This is a genomic window from Phaeobacter sp. A36a-5a (assembly GCF_037911135.1).
Classification (GTDB): domain Bacteria; phylum Pseudomonadota; class Alphaproteobacteria; order Rhodobacterales; family Rhodobacteraceae; genus Phaeobacter; species Phaeobacter bryozoorum.
Map to the genome: position 1 here is coordinate 1,064,107 of NZ_JBBLYU010000001.1, position 19,666 is coordinate 1,083,772.

The window sequence follows — 19,666 nt, forward strand, 5'->3', positions numbered from 1 at the left end:
TTCACAGATCAAATAGCACGCAGCCCCCAGCGTCAGCAATTGACTTTGCGGCAGTTCGCGCCTGCTTTGGTCAGGAAACCGGGTCAGAGAGCCTTGGCCTGCTGGCGCAGTTCGAATTTCTGGATCTTTCCGGTCGATGTCTTGGGAAGTTCTTGGAAAATCACCTGTTTTGGCGCTTTGAAACCGGCCAGCGTTTCGCGCGCAAAGCGGATCAGTTCGGCAGGATCAACCTCCGCGCCGGGCTTCAACTCGACAAAAGCACAAGGCACTTCGCCCCATTTTTCGTCAGGTTTGGCAACCACCGCGGCTAGGTTCACATCGGGGTGCCCCATCAGCACGCCCTCAACCTCCACCGAGGAGATATTCTCGCCGCCGGAGATGATGATATCCTTGGCGCGGTCGGCGATCTGGATATAGCCATCGGGATGCTGCACGGCGATATCGCCGGAATGGAAATACCCCCCCTGAAAGGCCTCGGCGGTGGCTTCGGGGTTCTTCAGATATCCCTTCATGACCGAATTGCCGCGCATCACGATCTCACCCTGATCCTGACCGTTCATCGGAATCTGCTGCATATCGTCGGACATGACCGTAATGTGATCCATCATCGGGAAGGCCACGCCCTGACGCGCCTTGATCGCGGCCCGGCCCTGCTGGTCCAGCGTGTCCCAGCTGCCGCCTTTCCACAGGCATTCGGTGACGTGGCCATATGTTTCCGTCAGCCCGTAGACCTGCGTGACATGAAAGCCGATAGCCTCGATCTTTTGCAGGGTGGCCGGGGCGGGCGGGGCGCCGGCGGTGAAGACCTCGACCGTGTGATCAAAGCTGCGCCGGTCCTCTTCGGGTGCGTTCACCAGCATATTGAGCACAATTGGCGCACCGCCGAAATGGGTCACCCCTTCGTCGGCAATCGCATCGTAGATCGCGGGCGCGGTGATATCGCGACAGCACACCAGGGTGCCACCTAGAACCGGCATCATCCAGGTGTGGTTCCAGCCGTTGCAGTGAAACAGTGGTACAATAGCTAGGTATTTCGGCTGCATCACCATGCGCCAGGAAATCACCGTGCCCATGGTCATCAGATAGGCGCCACGGTGATGGTAGACCACGCCTTTCGGGCGGCCCGTGGTGCCGGAGGTGTAGTTGAGCGCAAGGCTTTCCCATTCGTCCTGCGGCATGATCCAGTCGAAATCATGGGAGGCAGCGGCCAGAACATGCTCGTAGACCGGGTGCCGACCGGACGCCGGATAGGCTGCCTGATCATCCGGGACCTCAATGATCAGCGGTCCCGGGCCGTCGCAGGCTGCTTTGGCCTCTTCGGCGAGTGGCAGGAACTGGCTGTCGACCAGCACGACCTTGGCCTCTCCGTGGTCGAAAATATAGGCGACCGTGCTGACGTCGAGACGTGTGTTGATCGTGTTGAGAACGGCACCGCAGGCAGGCACGCCAAAATGCGCTTCGGCCTGGGCCGGCAGGTTGGGGATCAAGGTCGCCACCACGTCGCCGGGGCGGACGCCCATCCCCGCAAGCGCCGAGGCCAGCCGCGTGCAGCGATCATAATAGGCCGCATAGGTCTCGCGATGGCTGCCGTAGATGACGGCAGGGACATCGGCAAACACATGCGCGGCCCGGCGCAGATGTGACAGCGGCGTCAGCGGCACATAGTTGGCGGCGGTTTTCTCCAGTCCCGACTCGTCCGACATCCAACCCATTTCGACCCCTCCAAGATGATTCATGCGACGTGGTTGCAAGATATTGCGCAAAGTTGCCCCCAATGAAAGGCGTAAGACATTTTTGTCTGACAGAGCCGAGGTTTCCATTGGTCTTCAAACCGCTTAGCCTGCCTGTCATGATCCTGTCGCCTGGCCGTTCCTATGTCTTTGTGCATATCCCCAAGACCGGGGGCACCGCGCTGTCCCTCGCGCTGGAAGCGCGGGCCATGGCAGATGATCTCATGCTCGGCGACACGCCCAAGGCCAGCAAGCGGCGGCGACGCCTCAGAGACGCAAAAACCCGGGGCCGATTGTGGAAACACTCAACTCTTGCCGATATTGACGGTCTGGTGCCCGAGGCGCAGCTGCGCGGTCTCTTTGCCTTTACGCTGGTACGGAACCCGTTCGATCGGGTGCTGAGCCTCTATCACTGGCTGCGCGAGCAGAGCTTTGATCACCCTTCGGTCGCTCTGGCCAAAGCGTTGGCATTTCCCGATTTTGCCAGCGATCCCCGGATGCTTGCAGCGTTTCGTGCACATCCGGCGCGGTCATATATGCGGCGCGCGGATGGGGGCGAACAATGCGACTGCTATATTCGCCTGGAGCATTTCGCATGCGATGCGGCCCCGCTCTTTGATCACCTGGGTTTTGAGCTGCAGCTGCCACGGGCCAATGTCTCAGACCGTCCCAGAGGCTGGCAGGACGCCTATACCGACGCGGCCCGCGCGGCGGTGGCTCAGGCCTGCGAGGCGGATCTTGCCCAGTTTGAATACTCTTTTAACGATTCACCGATAGACCAGTAGTCGAGAGATGGAATCACATGGGACGACGCTGGGTCCGAAGTCTTCGCCAAAATGGCGCATCTTCGATCCGCGACCATGATCATCTCTCCCGTGGGCGCGCCAGTGGCCGCCTCTCGGACGGGTAACGTGACGGGTCATGCAGAACGTATGGCTGCCTTGGTGAAAGGGAAAACCGATGCTGGATTGGCTGCTGAAACGCAAGCTCTCTCCGATGGCCGAGGCTCTGGCAACAGAGTACCCGTTGGTCGCAGCCGGGCAGGGCGGGATCCTGTCGGGCACCCATGTGGCCTCACATCTTGGCTGGCGCCCGATTGAGGCTCTGGCCGTGGGCGACATGGTCCTGACCTTCGATCATGGGATGCAGCCCATAGTCGATATCCACCGCGAAACAATCCTGCTTTCCAGCGGTGGACCCAATCCGCTGACATGCCCGGTTCATATTCCGCAGGATGCGCTGAACAATCGCGCGCCGCTCTGGGTGATGCCGAACCAGGGGATCCTGATCGAGAGCGATCTTGCCTGTGATGGGCAGGGCCATCCGTTTGTTGTCGTACCCGCCTGCGCGTTGGAAGGGTACCGCGGCATTGGCCGGGTCGAGCCTGACACACGGGTCGAGATCATGGTGCCACGGTTTGCACAGGATGAGGTCATCTATCTGGAGGCGGGTCTGCTGAGCTTTAGCGTGTCACCGCGTGACATTCTGTCGTTCGACACCAGCGCCTATGCCGAGCTTTATCGGGTTCTGGAGCCCGACGCTGCCCGCGAACTGGTAATCGACATGATCACCGAGGAAAGCGTCTGGGCCAATACGTTGCCGATGGGTCCTGGTGGGCATGGTGCTGCGGAATACGCAGCGATGGTCTAGACCGCGCTGCAATCCAACAAGTGAAAACAGAGACAGGACCGTCACCATATCGGAGGCGGTTTTTATTTTTCACAACCACTTAGGCGGCTTTCCTGATGTGAAAAAAGCGGCACCCGGAGGCGCCGCTTTCAGAGCTTTCAGACGTCATCTGACCTCAATCAGGCGGCCTTTTCGGCCTCCGGGCTGAACCGGCCATAGAAAGTCTGGCCTTTCTCAGCCATCTCGCGCAGCAGCGGCGGACAGGTGAAACGTTCGCCATATTTCGCGGTCAGCTGGTCGCAGCGCTCGGCAGCATATGGCGTGCCGATGATGTCCAGCCAGCTCAGCGGGCCACCGGACCAGGGCGCAAAGCCCCAGGCCAGGATCGCGCCAACATCCCCTTCGCGAATGTCCATCAGAACACCTTCTTCCAGCGCGCGCACGGCTTCCAGGACCTGTGCAAACATCAGGCGTTCCTGGACCTCGATCAGGTCCGGCTGTTCCTCGGCCAGCGGGTATTTCTCCTGCATGCCCTTCCAGTAACCCTGCCGCTTGCCCTTGTCGTCATAGTCGAAGAAACCAGCGTTGGACTTGCGCCCCAGACGGCCCTGTTCTTCCATCCAGAAGATCAGATCATCCGCAGCACTTTCGGGATAAGCATCGCCCATTGCCGCCTTGGTGGCGCGAGCGATCTTGGCACCGAGGTCAATCGAGGTCTCATCGGTCAGTTGGATCGGACCGACCGGGAAGCCCAACTGGCGTGCGGCATTGTCGATCAACGCAGGGGCAACGCCCTCGGTGATCATCCGCGCGCCTTCGTTCACGTAGGGGATGATGCAACGGTTGCAGTAGAAGAACCGGGCATCATTGACCACGATCGGAGTCTTGCGGATCTGGCGCACGTAGTCCAGCGCCTTGGCCACTGCGCGGTCGCCGGTTTTCTCACCCTTGATGATCTCCACCAGGAACATTTTTTCCACCGGCGAGAAGAAGTGAATGCCGATGAACTGCTCCGGGCGCACCGAGGCTTCGGCCAGACCGGTGATCGGCAGAGTCGAGGTGTTGGAGGCAAAGATGCAATCGTCGGGGATGATCGCCTCGACCTTCTTGGTCATCTCCGCCTTGACGCCGGGATCCTCAAAGACCGCTTCGATGATCAGATCGCAGCCCTTGAGATGGTCCAGATCAGGGGTTGCGGTGATGCGTGACAGCATCGCCTCTTTCTTGTCGGCCGTGACTTTGCCGCGCTTGATGCCCTTGTCGAGATAGCTTTCGGTATAGGTCTTGCCCTTGTCGGCGGCGGCCTGATCACGGTCGATCAGAACAACCTCCATCCCGGCCTGAGCGGAGACCAGCGCGATACCGGCCCCCATCATGCCAGCGCCCAGAACGCCGATTTTCTTGACCGACTGATCCTCGATGCCCGCCGGGCGCACAGCGCCTTTTTCCAGCGCTTCCTTGTTGAGGAAGAGCGAGCGGATCATCGCCTCGGACGAAGGGTTCATCAGCACATGGGTGAACCAGCGCGCCTCAATCTTCAGCGCGGTGTCAAAGGGCACGAGCGCGCCTTCATAGACCGCGCTCAGCAGCGCTTTGGCCGCCGGGAAGGCGCCAAATGTTTTGCCATGCACCATGGCTGCTGCACCAAGGAAGGTCATGAAGCCCGCAGGATGATAGGGCGCGCCACCGGGCATCTTGTAACCCTTGGCATCCCAGGGTTTGACGATATCGGCGTCTTTTGCCTCCAGAACCCAGGCGCGTGCGGCGGCCAGCGGATCCTCGACCACTTCGTCGATGATGCCTGCGGCCTTGGCTTTTTTGGGATCGACCAGCTTGCCTTCCAGCAGGAAGGGCGCAGCGTTCATGGCACCCATCTTGCGTACCAGACGGGTGGTGCCGCCTGCACCGGGGAAGATGCCGACCATGATCTCAGGCAGGCCGATTTTGGCCTTGGGGTTGTCAGCGGCAAAGATGCGATGCGTCGACAGCGGCAGTTCCAGACCAATGCCAACAGCTGTGCCGGGCAGGGCTGCTGCCACGGGTTTGCCACCCTTGTTGGTTTTCGGATCCATGCCGGCCCGTTCGATCTTGCGCAGACCGTGGTGCATTTTCATGATGCCCTCGAACAGACCACGGGCGGGTTCGTCACCGGCATCTTCTTTCATCTTGGCCAGCACATTGAGATCCATGCCGCCGGCAAAGTCTTTCTTGCCCGAGGTGATGACGATGCCCTTGACGGCCTCATCTGCCAGCGCGTCGTCAACCAGCCCGTCGAGGTCTAGCATCGCCTGACCGTTCAGAACGTTCATGCTTTTGCCGGGGCAGTCCCAGGTGATGATGGCGACGCCGTCGGCGTCTTTTTTCATTGTGAAATCAGACATATCTTAGTCTCCTGTCGCCTGGGTTACACGCGTTCGATGATGGTGGCCGCGCCCATGCCGGACCCGATGCAGAGTGTCGCAAGACCGGTTTCGCGGTCGCTGCGCTCCAACTCATCCAGCAGTGCGCCGAGGATCATGGCGCCGGTCGCACCAAGTGGGTGGCCCATGGCAATCGAGCCGCCATTGACGTTCACCTTGTCATGGTCGACGCCAAAGGCCTGCTCGAACCGCATGACGACGCTGGCAAAGGCCTCGTTGACCTCAAAGAGGTCGATGTCACCAATCTCCATGCCATTGTCGCGCAGGATCTTCTCGGTGGCGGGCACGGGGCCGGTCAGCATGATGGTGGGGTCGGTGCCGATCTTGGCTGTGGCCTTGATACGGGCGCGCGGTTTCAGGCCCATCGCCTCGCCGAACTCCTTGTCGCCAATCAGTACGGCAGCGGCGCCGTCGACGATGCCGGAGGAATTGCCCGCGTGGTGGATGTGATTGATCCGCTCCAGATGCGGGTATTTCAGCATCGCGATCTTGTCGAAGCCGGGCATTTGCTCACCCATCATCTGGAACGAGGGGTTCAGACCGCCGAGCGACTGCATGTCGGTGCCGGGGCGCATGTATTCATCGTGATCGAGAATGGTCAGCCCGTTGATATCGCGCACCGGGACAACGCTGCGCGCAAAACGCTTGTCGTCCCAGGCCGCCTTCGCCCGGCGCTGGGATTCCACCGCCATGGCATCGGCATCATCACGCGAGAAACCATATTCGGTGGCGATGATATCTGCCGAGATCCCCTGGGGCACAAAGTAGTTCTCGATGGCAATCGCCGGATCAACAGCAATGGCACCGCCGTCCATGCCCATGGGGACACGGCTCATGGATTCCACACCGCCGGCGATGTAGGCATGACCAGCACGTCCCCGCACCTGGTTGGCGGCCATGTTGACGGCTTCCAGACCCGAGGCGCAGAAGCGGTTGATCGACACGCCGGGGATCGATTCATCCAGATCAGAGGCCAGAACAGCGGTCCGCGCCAAGCAGGCGCCCTGTTCGCCAACCTGGGTCACATTGCCCCAGATCACGTCCTCGACTGCGTGGCCTTCAAGATTGTTGCGCTCTTTCAGAGCGTTGAGCGCCACCGCAGAGAGACGCGCGGCCGTTACTTCATGCAAGGATCCATCCTTGCGGCCTTTGCCACGCGGGGTGCGCACGGCGTCGTAAATATAGGCTTCGGTCATATCAGTCTCCTCAGGCTCGGTCCGACGGGTTGCCGGGCATTAGGTCGTAGGGGGCTTTCCAGCCCGGTTGTGCGCTCAGCCGCGAGAGCCAAGCGTCAATATGGGGCCATTCGGCTCGATCAAAGCCGAAGGGTTCAGGGTAATAGAGATAGGAGCAGCAGGTCAGATCGGCATTGGTCAGCCCATCGCCGACAATCCAGCTTCGCCCCTCAAGATGTTTGTCCAGGATCGCGTAGGCGCCTCGCAGACGGCCCTGAAGGAAGGCGATGACCTCCTGCGGGCGTTTGTCTTCGGGCAGGAAATTCATCAGGAACCGGCACAAGCCTGCGTTTGAGGACAATTTGTGATTGTCCCATAGCTGCCAGCGCAGGATCTCGCGCTTTTCCTCGACAGTGGCGCCGCCGAACCGGCCATAAGTGTCCGACAGATACTGCTGGATCACCCCGGATTGGCTGAGTGTCAGATTGCCATCCACCAGCACCGGGCATTCTCCCATGTCGTTGATATCTCGACGGAAGGCATCACCCCGGGTGGTGCCGCTGAAAAAATCCACAAACACCGGCTCCCAGTTGATCCCGGCCAGTTCAAGAGCCAGGGCGGCCTTATAGGAATGGCCGCTTTCACCGAAACAATGCAGTTTGAGTGTCATATGTTGCTCCCTGTGTCTGCTGGCGGAGCGGGGGTTTCACACCCCCGCACCCCCGTGGAGTATTTCTGGAAAGATGACGGAACCTTCACTCCGTATTAAGGTAGATGGCGTCAGCATGGTCCTGCGGAACAGGCTGGAGAGCCGATGACCGTGAAAGGTGACGGCGCGCCGCCCCATTAGGCGGAGAGCTCGGGGGGAGGCGCGTCTCATCCTGTCATCTTTCCCCAAATACTCCCGCCGGAGGCTTCCGGCATCTGCGTCCATATGTGCAGCCCGAAGCCTCACAGGGACCTCGCGATCAATTCCTTCATGATCTCATTGGTGCCGCCATAGATGCGCTGAACGCGGGCATCTGCCCACATCTCGGCCACGGCATATTCCTGCATGAACCCGTAGCCGCCATGCAGCTGGACACATTCGTCGAGCACCTCACCTTGGGTATCGGTGATCCAGTATTTGGCCATCGCCGCCTTTTCCACGGTCAGCTTGCCCTGCAGATGTTCGACCATACATTCATCAAGGAAAGCACGGGCAACCTTTGTTTTTGTCTGGCATTCGACCAGTTTGAACCGGGTGTTCTGAAACTGCGTCAGCGGCCCGCCAAAGGCCTCGCGCTCCTTGCAATAGGCGATCGTGCGTTCAACCGCCCCTTCCATGGCACCGACGGCGCCACAGGCGATGATCAGCCGTTCCTGCGGCAGCTGCTGCATCATCTGGTAAAAGCCCTGACCCTCGGCGCCGCCGAGGATGTTTTCCGGCGCAATCTCGACATTGTCGAAGAAGAGTTCCGAGGTATCTGCGGCATGGCAGCCGATCTTGTCGAGGTTGCGGCCGCGGCTGAAACCCTCTGCGCCATCGGTCTCAACCGCCACCAGCGAGATGCCCTTGGATCCTTCGGTAGGGTCGGTCTTTGCCGCCACCAGGATCAGATTGGCGTGCTGGCCATTGGTGATGAAGGTTTTCTGACCGCTCAGCCGGTAGGCGTTGCCATCTTTGACTGCTTTTGTCTTGATCCGCTGCACGTCGGAGCCGGTGGAGGGTTCGGTCATCGCCAGAGCGCCGACCAGCTCGCCGGTGATCATCCTGGGCAGCCAACGCTGTTTCTGCTCTTCGGTCCCATAGGCCAGCACATAATGGGCGACGATGCCGGAATGGATCCCGTGGCCCCAGCTGGCGAGATTGGCGCGGCTGCCTTCGATCAGGATTGCGGCTTCATGGCCAAAATCACCACCGACGCCACCGTATTCTTCCGGTACGGAGGGGCAGAGCAGGCCAAGGGCGCCAGCTTCATTCCAGGTGGAGCGATCCATCATGCCCTGCTTGCGCCAGGTCTCGAATCTCGGCGCCCATTCGCGGGTGATGAACTGGGCGGTCATATCCGCCAGCATCTGATGCTCTTCGGTCATCCAGCTGGATTTTTGCTCTGCGCTCATGGGGCTCCCCTTTGGTGGCTGTCTCGTGCCTTGTGGCATCTGTTTTCTTTGGACGGTGTGGGCCGGCCTATTTCTTGCGGTCCTCAAGCTCGGCATTGAAGAGCCGCAGCCGGTGGGTGAGGTTGTCGCGATCTGTGACGCTGTCGAAATTCTCAAACAGGAAGGAGAGGGCTTCGCCTTCGTCGAGGCCGGCCTCCTGCGAAAATCGGCGCAAGCGGCGGTAGCCATCTTCGGTCATGGCAACCGGCAGGCGGCGCGTGAGGCGAAAGCGTTTGGGCATTGTCTCTCCTCCAATTGCGACGCCCTGGTTCTGGCGCCCCGGATGGCCCGGATCGCCTGTTATCCTGCCGCCCCGATGATCAGACGGGGGCGGTGTCGGAGACCCTCACGAAAAGGGGCTCCGAGATGATCAAACTGCGCTTCAGAACTGGTCTGCCGCCAGTGCCATCACCGTGTCGCCGCCGGTCTGGATACGGCTGAGGTGCAGCGCCGTCGCAGGCAGCCTGCGTGCCATGTAATACCGCCCGGTCGCGATTTTTGTCTCGTAGAACGCGGCGTCAGAAGACCCGGCGTCAAGCTCTGCCTGTGCGGCCTTGGCCATCTCCGCCCACATCAGGCCGAGGCAGACGTGACCAAACATGTGCATGAAGTCATAAGACCCAGACAGCGCATTGTTCGGGTTGGTCATGCCGTTTTGCATGAAATACATGCCAGCGGCCTGAAGATCCTTCGACGCGGCTTTCAGAGGTTCGATGAACTCCTTGCTGTAAGCGTCGGAGATGTCCCCGTTTTCTTTGCAGAAATTCTTCACCATCTCGAAGAAGGCCATGACATGTTTGCCGCCATCCTGCGCCAGCTTGCGGCCGACCAGATCCAGCGCCTGAACGCCATTGGCGCCTTCGTAGATCATCGCGATCCGGGCATCGCGGGTGTATTGCGACATGCCCCATTCTTCGATGTAGCCGTGACCGCCGTAGATCTGCTGTGCCTGAACGGTCATGTCATAACCCTGATCGGTCAGGAAGCCTTTGATGACCGGTGTCAGCAGCGAGATCAGCCCGTCGGCATTCTTATCCTCGGCGCGATGCGCCTGGTCGATCATCTTTGCGCCCCAGAGGATGAATGCGCGCGCGCCTTCGGCAAAGCTTTTCTGATCCATCAGGTTGCGGCGGATGTCCGGGTGGACGATCAGCGGGTCCGCCGGGCCTTCCGGGTTCTTGGCTCCGGTCACATCGCGACCCTGAAGACGGTCCTTGGCATATTCCAAGGCGTTCTGATAGGCGGCGTCGGCCTGAGCCAGACCCTGCATGCCAACGCCGAGGCGGGCTTCGTTCATCATCGTGAACATGGCGCGCATGCCCTTGTGCTCGATGCCGAGCAGGTAGCCGGTTGCGCTGTCGTAGTTCATCACACAGGTCGAGTTGCCGTGGATGCCCATCTTTTCTTCGATCTTGCCAACGGAGACACCATTGCGTTCGCCGAGCGAGCCGTCCTCGTTCACCATAAACTTCGGCACGATGAAGAGCGACACGCCTTTGATGCCCTCGGGGCCGCCGGGGATCTTGGCCAGCACCAGATGGATGATGTTGTCGGCCATGTCGTGATCGCCGGAGGAGATGAAGATCTTCTGGCCGGTGATCTTGTAGCTGCCGTCATCCTGCGGTTCGGCCTTCGTGCGCATCAGACCCAGATCGGTGCCGCAGTGCGGTTCGGTCAGGTTCATCGTGCCGGTCCATTCGCAGGACACCATTTTCGGCAGATAGGTATCTTTCTGGGCGTCGCTACCATGGGCGAGGATCGCCGACGCGGCGCCATGGGTCAGGCCCTGATACATGGTGAAGGCCTGGTTCGCAGCGGAGAACATCTCGCCCACGGCTGTGCCCATGATATAGGGCATGTTCTGGCCACCGTATTCTTCCGGCATGTCGAGACCGGTCCAGCCGCCTTCCTTGACCTGCTCAAACGCAGCCTTGAACCCGGTCGGTGTGTAGACGACGCCATTTTCAAGGCGGCAGCCTTCGGTATCGCCGACGGTGTTCAGCGGGTGCAGGACTTCGCTGGAGATCTTGCCTGCTTCTTCCAGCACGGCATTGGTGAAATCGGCGTCCAGCTCGTCATAGCCGGGAATGGCGCTTTCAGAGATCTTCAGAACATTGTGAAGAATGAACTGAGTGTCTTTGATCGGGGCGGTGTAACTGGGCATCGCGGTCCTCGCTGTGGTTCTGCGGTGTCTGTCTGGTTGCCTCTCCCATCGTGGGACAGGCAGGCATGGGGGCCGGGATCTATTCCGCGGCTTCTTGTTTGGCGCTCATCGAGGCGATCACACGTTCGCCCCAACGCAGCTGCTCTTTCAGATCATCAATTGCCTCGTTCAGCTCATCGCGCTGCCGCTCCATATCGGCGAGCCGGTCGCAGGCGATGTCATAGGTGCGGGTCAACTGCGTCAGCTGCTGGTCGCCCATATGATAGAGATTCAGAAGTTGCCGGATTTCCTCGAGGCTGAAGCCAAACCGCTTGCCGCGCAGGATCAGCTTGAGCCGGGCCTGGTCGCGTTTGGTAAAGAGGCGTTTCTGACCCTCGCGGATCGGGAACAGCAACTCCTTGGCTTCGTAAAACCGCAATGTACGCGGCGTAACGCCGAACTCATCGCACATCTGGCGGATGGTCTTGGTTTCATCGGTCATCGTCGTAACTCATAACTGCTGGGTTGTGAGACTAAGGTGAGCAGCTTGCCCGTCGTTTACAACAGCAACTTGACGTTGACGTAAGTTGAACGCTGCGTCACTTTCCGAGGTGACGTAGGATCCACTGGACTGACGTAACGTTACTTCGTTTCGGGTTTGGCTATCAGCCCTTAAAATAGGGCGATCGTGCAAATTACCGACAAAATTATCGGGCTTTTTCGCGTGGATTATGTTCGATTTTTTTGATTGAAACATCCGTCACATGGACGGCAGATCACGCGCTGACGAGCCCGCAGAACGGCAAACGCCCCACCAGTCGGCGGGGCGTTGAGTGTCAAAAGCGGATCGGACCTGACGCTTGGTCGGCTGGGATCAGGCGTCTTGTTTCAGCAGGTTGAGCGTGGTGGCTCGCAGGTCGTGGAGTTCCTGAAGCGCTTCGTCGAGCTGTTCGCGCTGCTTGCGCAGCTCTTCCATCTGGCGGTCGGCCATTTCGACAAAGGCGCGATTTTGAGCCTCATCGCCCTCGTTTTCATAGATCAGCAGCCACTGGCGGATCTCTTCGAGCTGGAAGCCGAACTTGCGTCCCCGCATAATCAGCTTCATCCGGGCCCGCTCGCGGGCACCGTAAAACCGCGACCGGCCTTCGCGATCGGGTTGCAACAATTCGATGTACTCATAGTAGCGAAGCGTGCGCGGGGTCACGTCGAATTCGCTGCACATCTCCTTGAATGACAATTTCTGTTCGGTCATTCCGTATCTCCCTTACCCGCAAACTAAGCACAACCGGCAAAGGGTTCAACCGCCGGGGTTGCTCTTCGGCCAAGGTCTGGCCGATAAAGAGGAAAACATAGGAACGGGGAAGCCCATGGTCGACAAGACGCAGCTCGCGCGACAGTTCATAGAAGCCATCCCGCATGCGCAGGAACTGGGGATGACCCTCACGGAACTGGGGGATGGCACGGCCGAGATCGTGATGCCCTATGATGAGAAACTGATCGGCGACCCTGAAACCGGGGTGATCCACGGTGGCGCGGTGTCGGCGCTGATGGATACCTGCTGCGGCGCGGCGGTGATGTGCCACCCGTCGGCGCCGGGCGGCACCGCCACGATCGACCTGCGTATCGACTACATGCGTGCGGCCACCCCCGGGCAGCGGATCGTGACCCGCGCGACCTGTCATCACATGACCCGCAATGTCGCCTTCGTCCGTGCGACGGCGATGGACGAGGATGAGGCACATCCCGTCGCCACGGCGGTTGGCGCCTTTACCGTGGAGGCAAAATTTTGAGCCGCCCCCGTCCCGAACCCGTTCAGGTGGTGAAGCAACGGCGCGACGCTGCCCTCGCCGCGCTTGTGGAATCCGTGCCCTATGCGCGTTTTCTCAACATCACGTTTGATCGTCGCGGCGATGAGCTGACGGCGCAGCTAAATTTCGATCACAAGCTGATCGGTAACCCGTTTCTACCCGCCATCCACGGTGGTGTCACAGCGGCCTTTCTGGAGGTGACAGCCGTGATGACCCTGACCTGGGCCAACCTGTGGGAGCGCATCGAAAGCGGCACGCTCGATGTTGAGGAACTGGCCGCAGGTAAATTGCCACGCCAGCCGAAGACCATTGATTTCACGGTGGATTACCTGCGTTCCGGGCTGCCGCGAGATGCCTATGCACGCGCCACCGTGTCCCGGTCCGGTCGGCGCTATGCCTCGGTCCATGTGGCGGCCTGGCAGGATCACAGGGACAAATTGTTCGCCCAGGCGACGGGCCATTTCCTGATGCCGCAGGAGGCGGCAAAACAGGGGTCTGCCGCGCCGGACTTCGTGGCCGATGCCGCGCCTCGGGACAAGGGCTAGAACGCATGTCCACGGCCAGCGCCGAGGTGCCGGAACCGATCAGCCATGCGCGGGTGCTGAAGATTGCGCTGCCGATTGTACTCTCGAATGCGACGGTGCCTATTCTGGGGGCCGTGGATACCGGAGTTGTCGGCCAGATGGGGCAGGCGGCTCCTATTGGGGCGGTGGGCATCGGTGCGGTCATTCTGGCGACGATCTATTGGATCTTCGGTTTTCTGCGGATGGGCACCACGGGTCTCGCCGCGCAGGCCCGCGGGGCTGGAGACTGGGCAGAAACGGGCGCGCTGCTCACCCGGGGGATCCTGCTGGCCTTTGCTGCGGGCCTTGTGTTCATTGTTGGACAGGTCGCGGTGTTCTGGGGGGCCTTTGCGCTGGCCCCTGCCAGTGCCGAGGTCGAGGGGCTGGCGCGGGATTACCTTCAGATTCGCATCTGGGGTGCCCCTGCGACCATCGCGCTATATGCGGTCACAGGCTGGCTGATCGCGGTTGAACGCACACGCGGTGTTTTTGCCCTGCAAATCTGGATGAACGGTCTCAATATTCTGCTGGATCTCTGGTTCGTGCTGGGGCTGGGCTGGGGAGTCGAAGGGGTCGCGGTCGCAACCCTGATCGCGGAATGGAGCGGTCTTGCGCTGGGGCTGTGGCTGTGCCGCGATGCCTTTGCGGGCAGCCAGTGGCGCAACTGGGCCCGTGTGTTCGATCCCGTACGGCTGAAACGCATGATGCAGGTCAATGGCGATATCATGATCCGCTCGGTGCTGCTGACCGGATCCTTCACGACCTTTCTGTTCATCGGCGCCGATCTGGGCGATGTGACGCTCGCAGCCAATCAGGTGTTGCTGCAATTCGTTGAGATAACGGCCTTTGCGCTCGACGGTTTTGCCTTTTCTGCCGAGGCGCTGGTGGGCAGCGCGGTCGGTGCAAAGGCGCGGATGCAGCTGCGACGCGCAGCGGTGGTGACCAGCCAATGGGGCGTGGGCGGCGCAATCGCACTGGGGCTGCTGTTCTGGCTGGGCGGTGGTTGGCTCATCGATGTCATGTCCACTTCGCCTGAGGTGCGGGCAGCCGGGCGGGATTACCTGATCTGGGCTGCGATATTACCGCTGCTCAGTGTGGCCAGCTATATGTTCGACGGGATCTACATCGGGGCGACCTGGACGCGGGACATGCGGATCGCGATGCTGCAATCGGTGGTGATCTACGTTGTGGCCCTGTTGGTTCTGGTGCCGCTCCTCGGCAATCACGGGCTTTGGGCGGCATTGATGGTGTTGAACCTAGCGCGAGGTGCGACGCTTGGTCTGCGCTATCCACGGCTCGAAGCGCAGGTCGGCGCATAGATCGGGGATGGGCTGAAAGAGAGCAGCTGTGTTTCAGATGGCGACTGTTTCAGGCGGCCACTGTTTCAGGCGGCCACTGTTTCGGGCAGCTCCTGTCAGAGCAGTTTTTTCAGCGCTTCGGTAGGACGGCCTATGACGGCTGCTGTTTCCGAAATGGCGATGGGGCGCTCAATCAGGATCGGATGCGCGGCCATCGCCGCGATCAGCGTTGCGTCATCATCCGATGGGCTGAGGTTCTGCTCCCTGAAGGTGGCATCGCCGCTGCGCATCATCTCAATTGCAGTGACACCCAGTTTGGCCTGAACCTCCGCCAGCTCTGCCTCCGAGGGCGCATCTTTCAGATAAAGGCGCAGGGTGACCGCTGTTCCGGCCTCCTCAAGCAGGGCAAGGCCCGCACGGGATTTTGAGCAGCGCGGATTGTGCCAGTAGGTGATCATAGCCAGTCCCCGCGTTTGCTGCCGACGGCATCTGCGACAGTGTCAAAACCGTCGCGGGCCAGCAGCTGGTCCAGCCCGCGCGCGATCTCTCCGGCCAGTGACAGCCCGGTATAGACCATGGCGGTATAAAACTGGACCGCCGATGCGCCGGCGCAGATCTTGGCATAGGCCTGTTCGGCTGTGGAGATGCCGCCCACGCCAATCAGAGGCACCCGACCGTCCAGAAGCTCGGAAAGCTGCGCGAGGACGCGGGTGGATTTCTCAAACAGCGGCGCGCCAGACAGGCCGCCCGTTTCGCCACGATGCGCACTGTTCAGCCCGTCGCGATCAAGCGTTGTATTGGTGGCAATCACCGCATCAATACCGGTTTCAAGCGCCACCTCGGCAATATCCTCGATCCCGGTGCGGTCAAGGTCGGGGGCGATTTTCAGGAACACCGGCACCCGCTGGTCCAGCCCGTCCCGCGTCTCAATCACGCCGCTGAGCAGCGCTGACAGGGCGGCCTTGCCCTGCAGATCGCGCAGTTTCTCGGTGTTGGGCGAGGAGACATTCACCGTCGCAAAATCCAGATGCGCCCCACAATGGGCCAGCACCTTGGCAAAATCGGCAGCGCGGTCGCTGCTGTCCTTGTTGGCCCCAAGGTTGAGGCCGATCACAGCATCGCGCGGGCGGGCCGCAAGACGCTGGCCGATCACGCTCATGCCGTCGTTGTTGAAGCCGAACCTGTTGATAGCCGCCTGATCTTCGGTCAGACGAAACAGGCGCGGCTTGGGGTTGCCGGGTTGCGGGCGCGGCGTCGCGGCCCCCACCTCGATAAAGCCGAACCCGGCCTGAGAGAGCGGGCGCAGTGCTTCGGCGTTCTTGTCAAATCCCGCCGCCAAGCCAACCGGATTTGGCAGGGACAGACCGGCGATCTCGGTCGCAAGACGCTGGGAGGTGACCGGGCCGGGGGCGGGCGTCAGCCCCAGTTTCAGCGCCTTGATCGACAGGCCATGGGCGGTCTCCGGGTCGCAGCGATGCAGCGCACCAAGGGCAAGACGTTCAACGAGGCTCACGCCATATCCTCCGGGAATTGATGGGTGTCGGCGACCAGCGGCAGCGGTCTCGCCCAGACCACATCAGTCATGGTCATCTTGCGGTAGAGATGGGGAAACTCGGCGCCGCCCCGCGACACTTCCCAGCGCAGGTCTAGCCCCAGCCGTTCGGCATCGACCGCAATCAGCCAAAGCCCGTCAACTCCGGCAAAATGCTTGGCTGCGGTCTCCTGGGACTGGTCGGCGGTGGAGAAATGAATGTAACCATCGCTCAGATCGATGGGGGCGCCGAGGGTCTCACCCTCTGCCTGAAGGGTGGTCCATTCGTCGGTGCGGAAGATTTTATAGATGAGCATGGCGCGGTGATGCCCTGCGCGCAGAGGTGAATCAAGGCTGAATATGATCGGTCTTGACGCAAAGACAGCACGGCGATGAATTTTTCCCCTTTGACTGCGCCCGCATTTCCCCTCACCATCCGGCAATAGAAAAATAATAAGGGAGTATGTTTCCATGATGACGCGTTTTCTGACGTCTGTTGCCGCGCTTGGCCTGACGGCGGGCGTAGCCGCAGCCGACTACAAGCTGACCATCCTGCACACCAATGACTTTCATTCGCGGTTTGAGCCGATCAGCAAGTATGACAGCGGCTGCCGCGAAGGGGACAATGCCGAGGGCAAGTGCTTTGGCGGATCTGCACGTCTGGTAACTGCGCTGGCGGATGCGCGCGCGCGCAGCAACAACAGCATTCTTGTTGATGGTGGCGACCAGTTTCAGGGCTCGCTCTACTACACCTACTATAAGGGCAAAGTTGCCGCCGAGATGATGAATAAGCTTGGCTATGACGGCATGACTGTCGGCAACCACGAGTTCGATGATGGCCCCGAGGTCCTGCGCGGGTTCATGGATTCGGTTCAGTTTCCGGTTCTGATGTCCAATGCCGATGTCAGCGCTGAGCCTGCCTTGGCCGATGTGCTGAAGAAATCCACCGTGATCGAACGCGGCGGTGAAAAGATCGGCCTGATCGGCCTCACTCCCGAAGATACGCCCGATCTGGCCAGCCCGGGCAAAAACATCACCTTCACCAACCCGGTTGATGCCGTGCAGGGGGAGGTCGACCGGCTGACCGCCGAGGGCGTCAACAAGATCATCGTGCTGAGCCATTCGGGCTATGCCGTGGATCAGCGCGTTGCGGCGGGCACCACGGGTGTGGACGTCATCGTGGGTGGGCATAGCAACACCTATCTTTCCAACACTTCGGAAGATGCTTCAGGGCCATACCCGACCATGGTCAATGATGTGGCCATCGTGCAGGCCTATGCCTATGGCAAGTTCCTGGGTGAGCTGAACGTGACCTTCGATGATGCAGGCAATGTCGTCGAAGCGGTTGGCGAACCTCTGATTATGGATGGCACTGTCACCGAGGACGCGGATACCGTCGCACGCATCGCCGAGCTGGCCAAACCGCTGGACGAGATCCGCAACAAGGTTGTGGCCGAGAGCGCAGAAGCTGTTGATGGCGACCGCGACAATTGCCGTGTTCAGGAATGCCAGATGGGCAACCTGGTGGCCGATGCGATGCTGGACCGAGTGAAGGATCAGGGTGTCAGCATTGCGATTGCCAACTCGGGCGGTATCCGTGCGAGCCTGGAGCCGGGCGAGGTCACGATGGGAGAGGTCCTGACGGTCCTGCCGTTCCAGAACACGCTCTCGACCTTTGAAATCACTGGCGAGGACGTCATCGCGGCCCTGGAAAACGGGGTGAGCCAGGTTGAAGAGGTCAAGGGCCGCTTCCCGCAGGTCGCTGGTCTGAAATTCACCTGGGATCCGTCGGTTGCACCCAATGAGGGCCGCATTCAGGAGGTCATGGTGAGCGAAGGCGACAGCTTCGTGCCGATTGATCCGGCCAAGACCTATGTTGTCGTGACAAACAACTACGTCCGCAATGGCGGTGATGGCTACAAGGTCTTCGCAGGCGACGACAAGAACGCCTATGACTTTGGCCCGGATCTGGCGGATGTCATGGCAGAGTATCTGGTCGAGAACTCCCCCTATAAACCCTACACCGACGGCCGCATCAGCCAGAAGTGACCGGGCGCAGCTATTGCGCTGCCTCAACAATCCAGACTGGACCGCGCCGTATCTTCGGCGCGGTCTTTGTTTTTCCTGTCAGCTGCGGCATAACACCGTTATGGATCACCCCCTGATTGACCTTATCAACGCGCGTATCCAGAAGGCGGAGGCCGATGGCGCTTTTGACAACCTGTCAGGAGCGGGCAAACCGTTGCCACCGGTTGACGACCCGGAGAATGCGCTGGTCAACCGATTGATCAAGGAGAGCGGCGGTGTGCCGGAGTTCGTCACGCTGTCGCGCACGCTTGCGGTTCTGCGCCAACAGCTTGCCGATACCGGCGACCGTTCAAAACGCCGTGATATCATGAAAGAAATGACAATGCTGGAAGCCCGCATCGACCTCGCGCGCAAGGCCTATGGTCGATAACCAGCGTTGCACGCGATCTGGCTAGGGCGTTGACGGTGCTGTTCGGGTCCTGCGTCGGCAGCTTGTTATCCGCTACTCACCATATGGCTGCCGGGCCGTCTCCGGGCGATAGCGGGGTCAGAATTCCTTCTGCGAGCCTGTTTGCGCGCGGTGCGGAGCGCGGCGCAGCCGGTCGCCGATCTGGGTCGCCTTGGTCAACAATGTGGTGATCTGAACCTGCTCCGCCGGGCTGAGGCCGGTCAGAATTTCGGACTGTAGCGCCTCGACAATCGGCATCGCTTTGTTCAGGAGCGACTGGCCAGCCTCCGTCAGGGTGACAACGCGCGCACGTCTATCTTCTGGAGAAATATCACGCCGGATCAGCCCCTTGGCCTCTAGCCGGTCGATCACTTTTCCAAGCGTTGCGCGGTCATAGGCAATGCGGGCCGCGATTGTTGCCTGATCAACACCGGGTTCGTGGGCCAGGGCGTCAATCGCGGCAAACTGTACCGGTGTCAGGTCGATGTCATTGCGCGCCATATGATCCGCAAACAGGGCAACAGAGATCTGGTGCAACCGCCGGATCAGATGACCGGGGAACTGCAAGGTATCTATCTGTGGCTCTGCCATGTCCTGCCTCCCGCTGGAAAAAGCATCCAGTTCACATCCGGGAACCGGCTGTGATCGGTTTATAGATAGAATTTCAAACGAATCTTTGATCCATAATAAAATGTTTAAGGTATAAAGGGAATGCGACTTTTCCTTGCGCGCGCGGCGCGGTAGATCATCA

At 60.3% G+C, this 19,666-nt stretch carries 20 protein-coding genes; 7 read left to right on the forward strand and 13 right to left on the reverse strand.

Annotated features, from left to right (window positions below):
* Positions 1–83: 83 nt before the first annotated feature.
* Positions 84–1,712, reverse strand: coding sequence for an AMP-binding protein (locus WLQ66_RS04990; protein ID WP_340545266.1), 1,629 nt, complete (start codon positions 1,710–1,712; stop codon positions 84–86).
* A gap of 137 nt (positions 1,713–1,849) precedes the next feature.
* Here WLQ66_RS04990 and WLQ66_RS04995 point away from each other — a divergent pair, with 137 nt between their 5' ends.
* Positions 1,850–2,515, forward strand: a complete 666-nt coding sequence (locus WLQ66_RS04995; protein WP_340546302.1) for a sulfotransferase family 2 domain-containing protein — start codon at positions 1,850–1,852, stop codon at positions 2,513–2,515.
* A gap of 175 nt (positions 2,516–2,690) precedes the next feature.
* Complete coding sequence (locus tag WLQ66_RS05000) at positions 2,691–3,380, forward strand: Hint domain-containing protein (RefSeq protein WP_340545267.1); 690 nt, start codon at positions 2,691–2,693, stop codon at positions 3,378–3,380.
* A 158-nt stretch (positions 3,381–3,538) separates the two neighbouring features.
* Here the strand turns inward: WLQ66_RS05000 and WLQ66_RS05005 are convergent, their stop codons facing one another.
* From WLQ66_RS05005 to WLQ66_RS05040, 8 genes are all read right to left on the reverse strand, one after another.
* The gene (locus WLQ66_RS05005) at positions 3,539–5,740 is read right to left on the reverse strand and encodes a 3-hydroxyacyl-CoA dehydrogenase NAD-binding domain-containing protein (protein WP_340545268.1); all 2,202 of its coding nucleotides are present in this window, start codon (positions 5,738–5,740) and stop codon (positions 3,539–3,541) included.
* Between the two features lie 23 nt (positions 5,741–5,763).
* Positions 5,764–6,975, reverse strand: coding sequence for an acetyl-CoA C-acetyltransferase (locus WLQ66_RS05010; RefSeq protein WP_340545269.1), 1,212 nt, complete (start codon positions 6,973–6,975; stop codon positions 5,764–5,766).
* Positions 6,976–6,985: 10 nt separating this feature from the next.
* On the reverse strand, positions 6,986–7,624 hold the full coding sequence (locus WLQ66_RS05015; RefSeq protein WP_340545270.1) for a glutathione S-transferase family protein: 639 nt from the start codon (positions 7,622–7,624) through the stop codon (positions 6,986–6,988).
* 281 nt (positions 7,625–7,905) lie between these two features.
* Complete coding sequence (locus tag WLQ66_RS05020; RefSeq protein ID WP_340545271.1) at positions 7,906–9,057, reverse strand: acyl-CoA dehydrogenase family protein; 1,152 nt, start codon at positions 9,055–9,057, stop codon at positions 7,906–7,908.
* A 67-nt stretch (positions 9,058–9,124) separates the two neighbouring features.
* Positions 9,125–9,337, reverse strand: a complete 213-nt coding sequence (locus WLQ66_RS05025; protein WP_340545272.1) for a hypothetical protein — start codon at positions 9,335–9,337, stop codon at positions 9,125–9,127.
* Between the two features lie 141 nt (positions 9,338–9,478).
* Positions 9,479–11,260 (reverse strand): acyl-CoA dehydrogenase C-terminal domain-containing protein, encoded by a 1,782-nt coding sequence (locus WLQ66_RS05030; protein ID WP_340545273.1) that lies wholly within the window; start codon positions 11,258–11,260, stop codon positions 9,479–9,481.
* A 79-nt stretch (positions 11,261–11,339) separates the two neighbouring features.
* On the reverse strand, positions 11,340–11,741 hold the full coding sequence (locus tag WLQ66_RS05035) for a MerR family transcriptional regulator (RefSeq protein WP_340545274.1): 402 nt from the start codon (positions 11,739–11,741) through the stop codon (positions 11,340–11,342).
* Positions 11,742–12,113: 372 nt separating this feature from the next.
* The gene (locus WLQ66_RS05040; RefSeq protein ID WP_340545275.1) at positions 12,114–12,491 is read right to left on the reverse strand and encodes a MerR family transcriptional regulator; all 378 of its coding nucleotides are present in this window, start codon (positions 12,489–12,491) and stop codon (positions 12,114–12,116) included.
* 115 nt (positions 12,492–12,606) lie between these two features.
* Here WLQ66_RS05040 and WLQ66_RS05045 point away from each other — a divergent pair, with 115 nt between their 5' ends.
* The 3 genes from WLQ66_RS05045 to WLQ66_RS05055 are packed head-to-tail and all read left to right on the forward strand — an operon-like array spanning position 12,607 to position 14,929.
* Positions 12,607–13,029 (forward strand): PaaI family thioesterase, encoded by a 423-nt coding sequence (locus WLQ66_RS05045; protein ID WP_340545276.1) that lies wholly within the window; start codon positions 12,607–12,609, stop codon positions 13,027–13,029.
* Entirely contained in the window at positions 13,026–13,592 is a 567-nt protein-coding gene (locus WLQ66_RS05050; protein WP_340545277.1) for a PaaI family thioesterase, read from the forward strand. Before WLQ66_RS05045 ends, WLQ66_RS05050 begins: the two co-directional genes overlap by 4 nt.
* Before the next feature lie 5 nt (positions 13,593–13,597).
* Positions 13,598–14,929: an MATE family efflux transporter gene (locus WLQ66_RS05055; RefSeq protein WP_340545278.1), complete on the forward strand. Its 1,332-nt coding sequence runs from the start codon at positions 13,598–13,600 to the stop codon at positions 14,927–14,929.
* Between the two features lie 95 nt (positions 14,930–15,024).
* On the opposite strand, the gene arsC is transcribed toward WLQ66_RS05055, so the two are convergent.
* The 3 genes from arsC to WLQ66_RS05070 are packed head-to-tail and all read right to left on the reverse strand — an operon-like array spanning position 15,025 to position 16,756.
* Positions 15,025–15,366 carry an arsenate reductase (glutaredoxin) gene (gene arsC / locus WLQ66_RS05060; protein ID WP_340545279.1) on the reverse strand — a complete coding sequence of 114 codons (342 nt, stop codon included), beginning with the start codon at positions 15,364–15,366 and terminating at the stop codon, positions 15,025–15,027.
* The gene (locus tag WLQ66_RS05065) at positions 15,363–16,421 is read right to left on the reverse strand and encodes a quinone-dependent dihydroorotate dehydrogenase (protein WP_340545280.1); all 1,059 of its coding nucleotides are present in this window, start codon (positions 16,419–16,421) and stop codon (positions 15,363–15,365) included. Before WLQ66_RS05065 ends, arsC begins: the two co-directional genes overlap by 4 nt.
* Positions 16,418–16,756, reverse strand: coding sequence for a DUF952 domain-containing protein (locus tag WLQ66_RS05070; protein WP_340545281.1), 339 nt, complete (start codon positions 16,754–16,756; stop codon positions 16,418–16,420). The genes WLQ66_RS05065 and WLQ66_RS05070 overlap by 4 nt, the downstream gene beginning before the upstream one ends.
* A 154-nt stretch (positions 16,757–16,910) precedes the next feature.
* On the opposite strand from WLQ66_RS05070, the gene WLQ66_RS05075 reads away from it, so the two are divergent.
* Positions 16,911–18,488 (forward strand): bifunctional metallophosphatase/5'-nucleotidase, encoded by a 1,578-nt coding sequence (locus WLQ66_RS05075; RefSeq protein WP_340545282.1) that lies wholly within the window; start codon positions 16,911–16,913, stop codon positions 18,486–18,488.
* Positions 18,489–18,588: 100 nt separating this feature from the next.
* Complete coding sequence (locus WLQ66_RS05080; RefSeq protein ID WP_340545283.1) at positions 18,589–18,897, forward strand: DnaJ family domain-containing protein; 309 nt, start codon at positions 18,589–18,591, stop codon at positions 18,895–18,897.
* A 117-nt stretch (positions 18,898–19,014) separates the two neighbouring features.
* On the opposite strand, the gene WLQ66_RS05085 is transcribed toward WLQ66_RS05080, so the two are convergent.
* The gene (locus WLQ66_RS05085; protein ID WP_340545284.1) at positions 19,015–19,506 is read right to left on the reverse strand and encodes a MarR family winged helix-turn-helix transcriptional regulator; all 492 of its coding nucleotides are present in this window, start codon (positions 19,504–19,506) and stop codon (positions 19,015–19,017) included.
* Between the last annotated feature and the right edge of the window lie 160 nt (positions 19,507–19,666).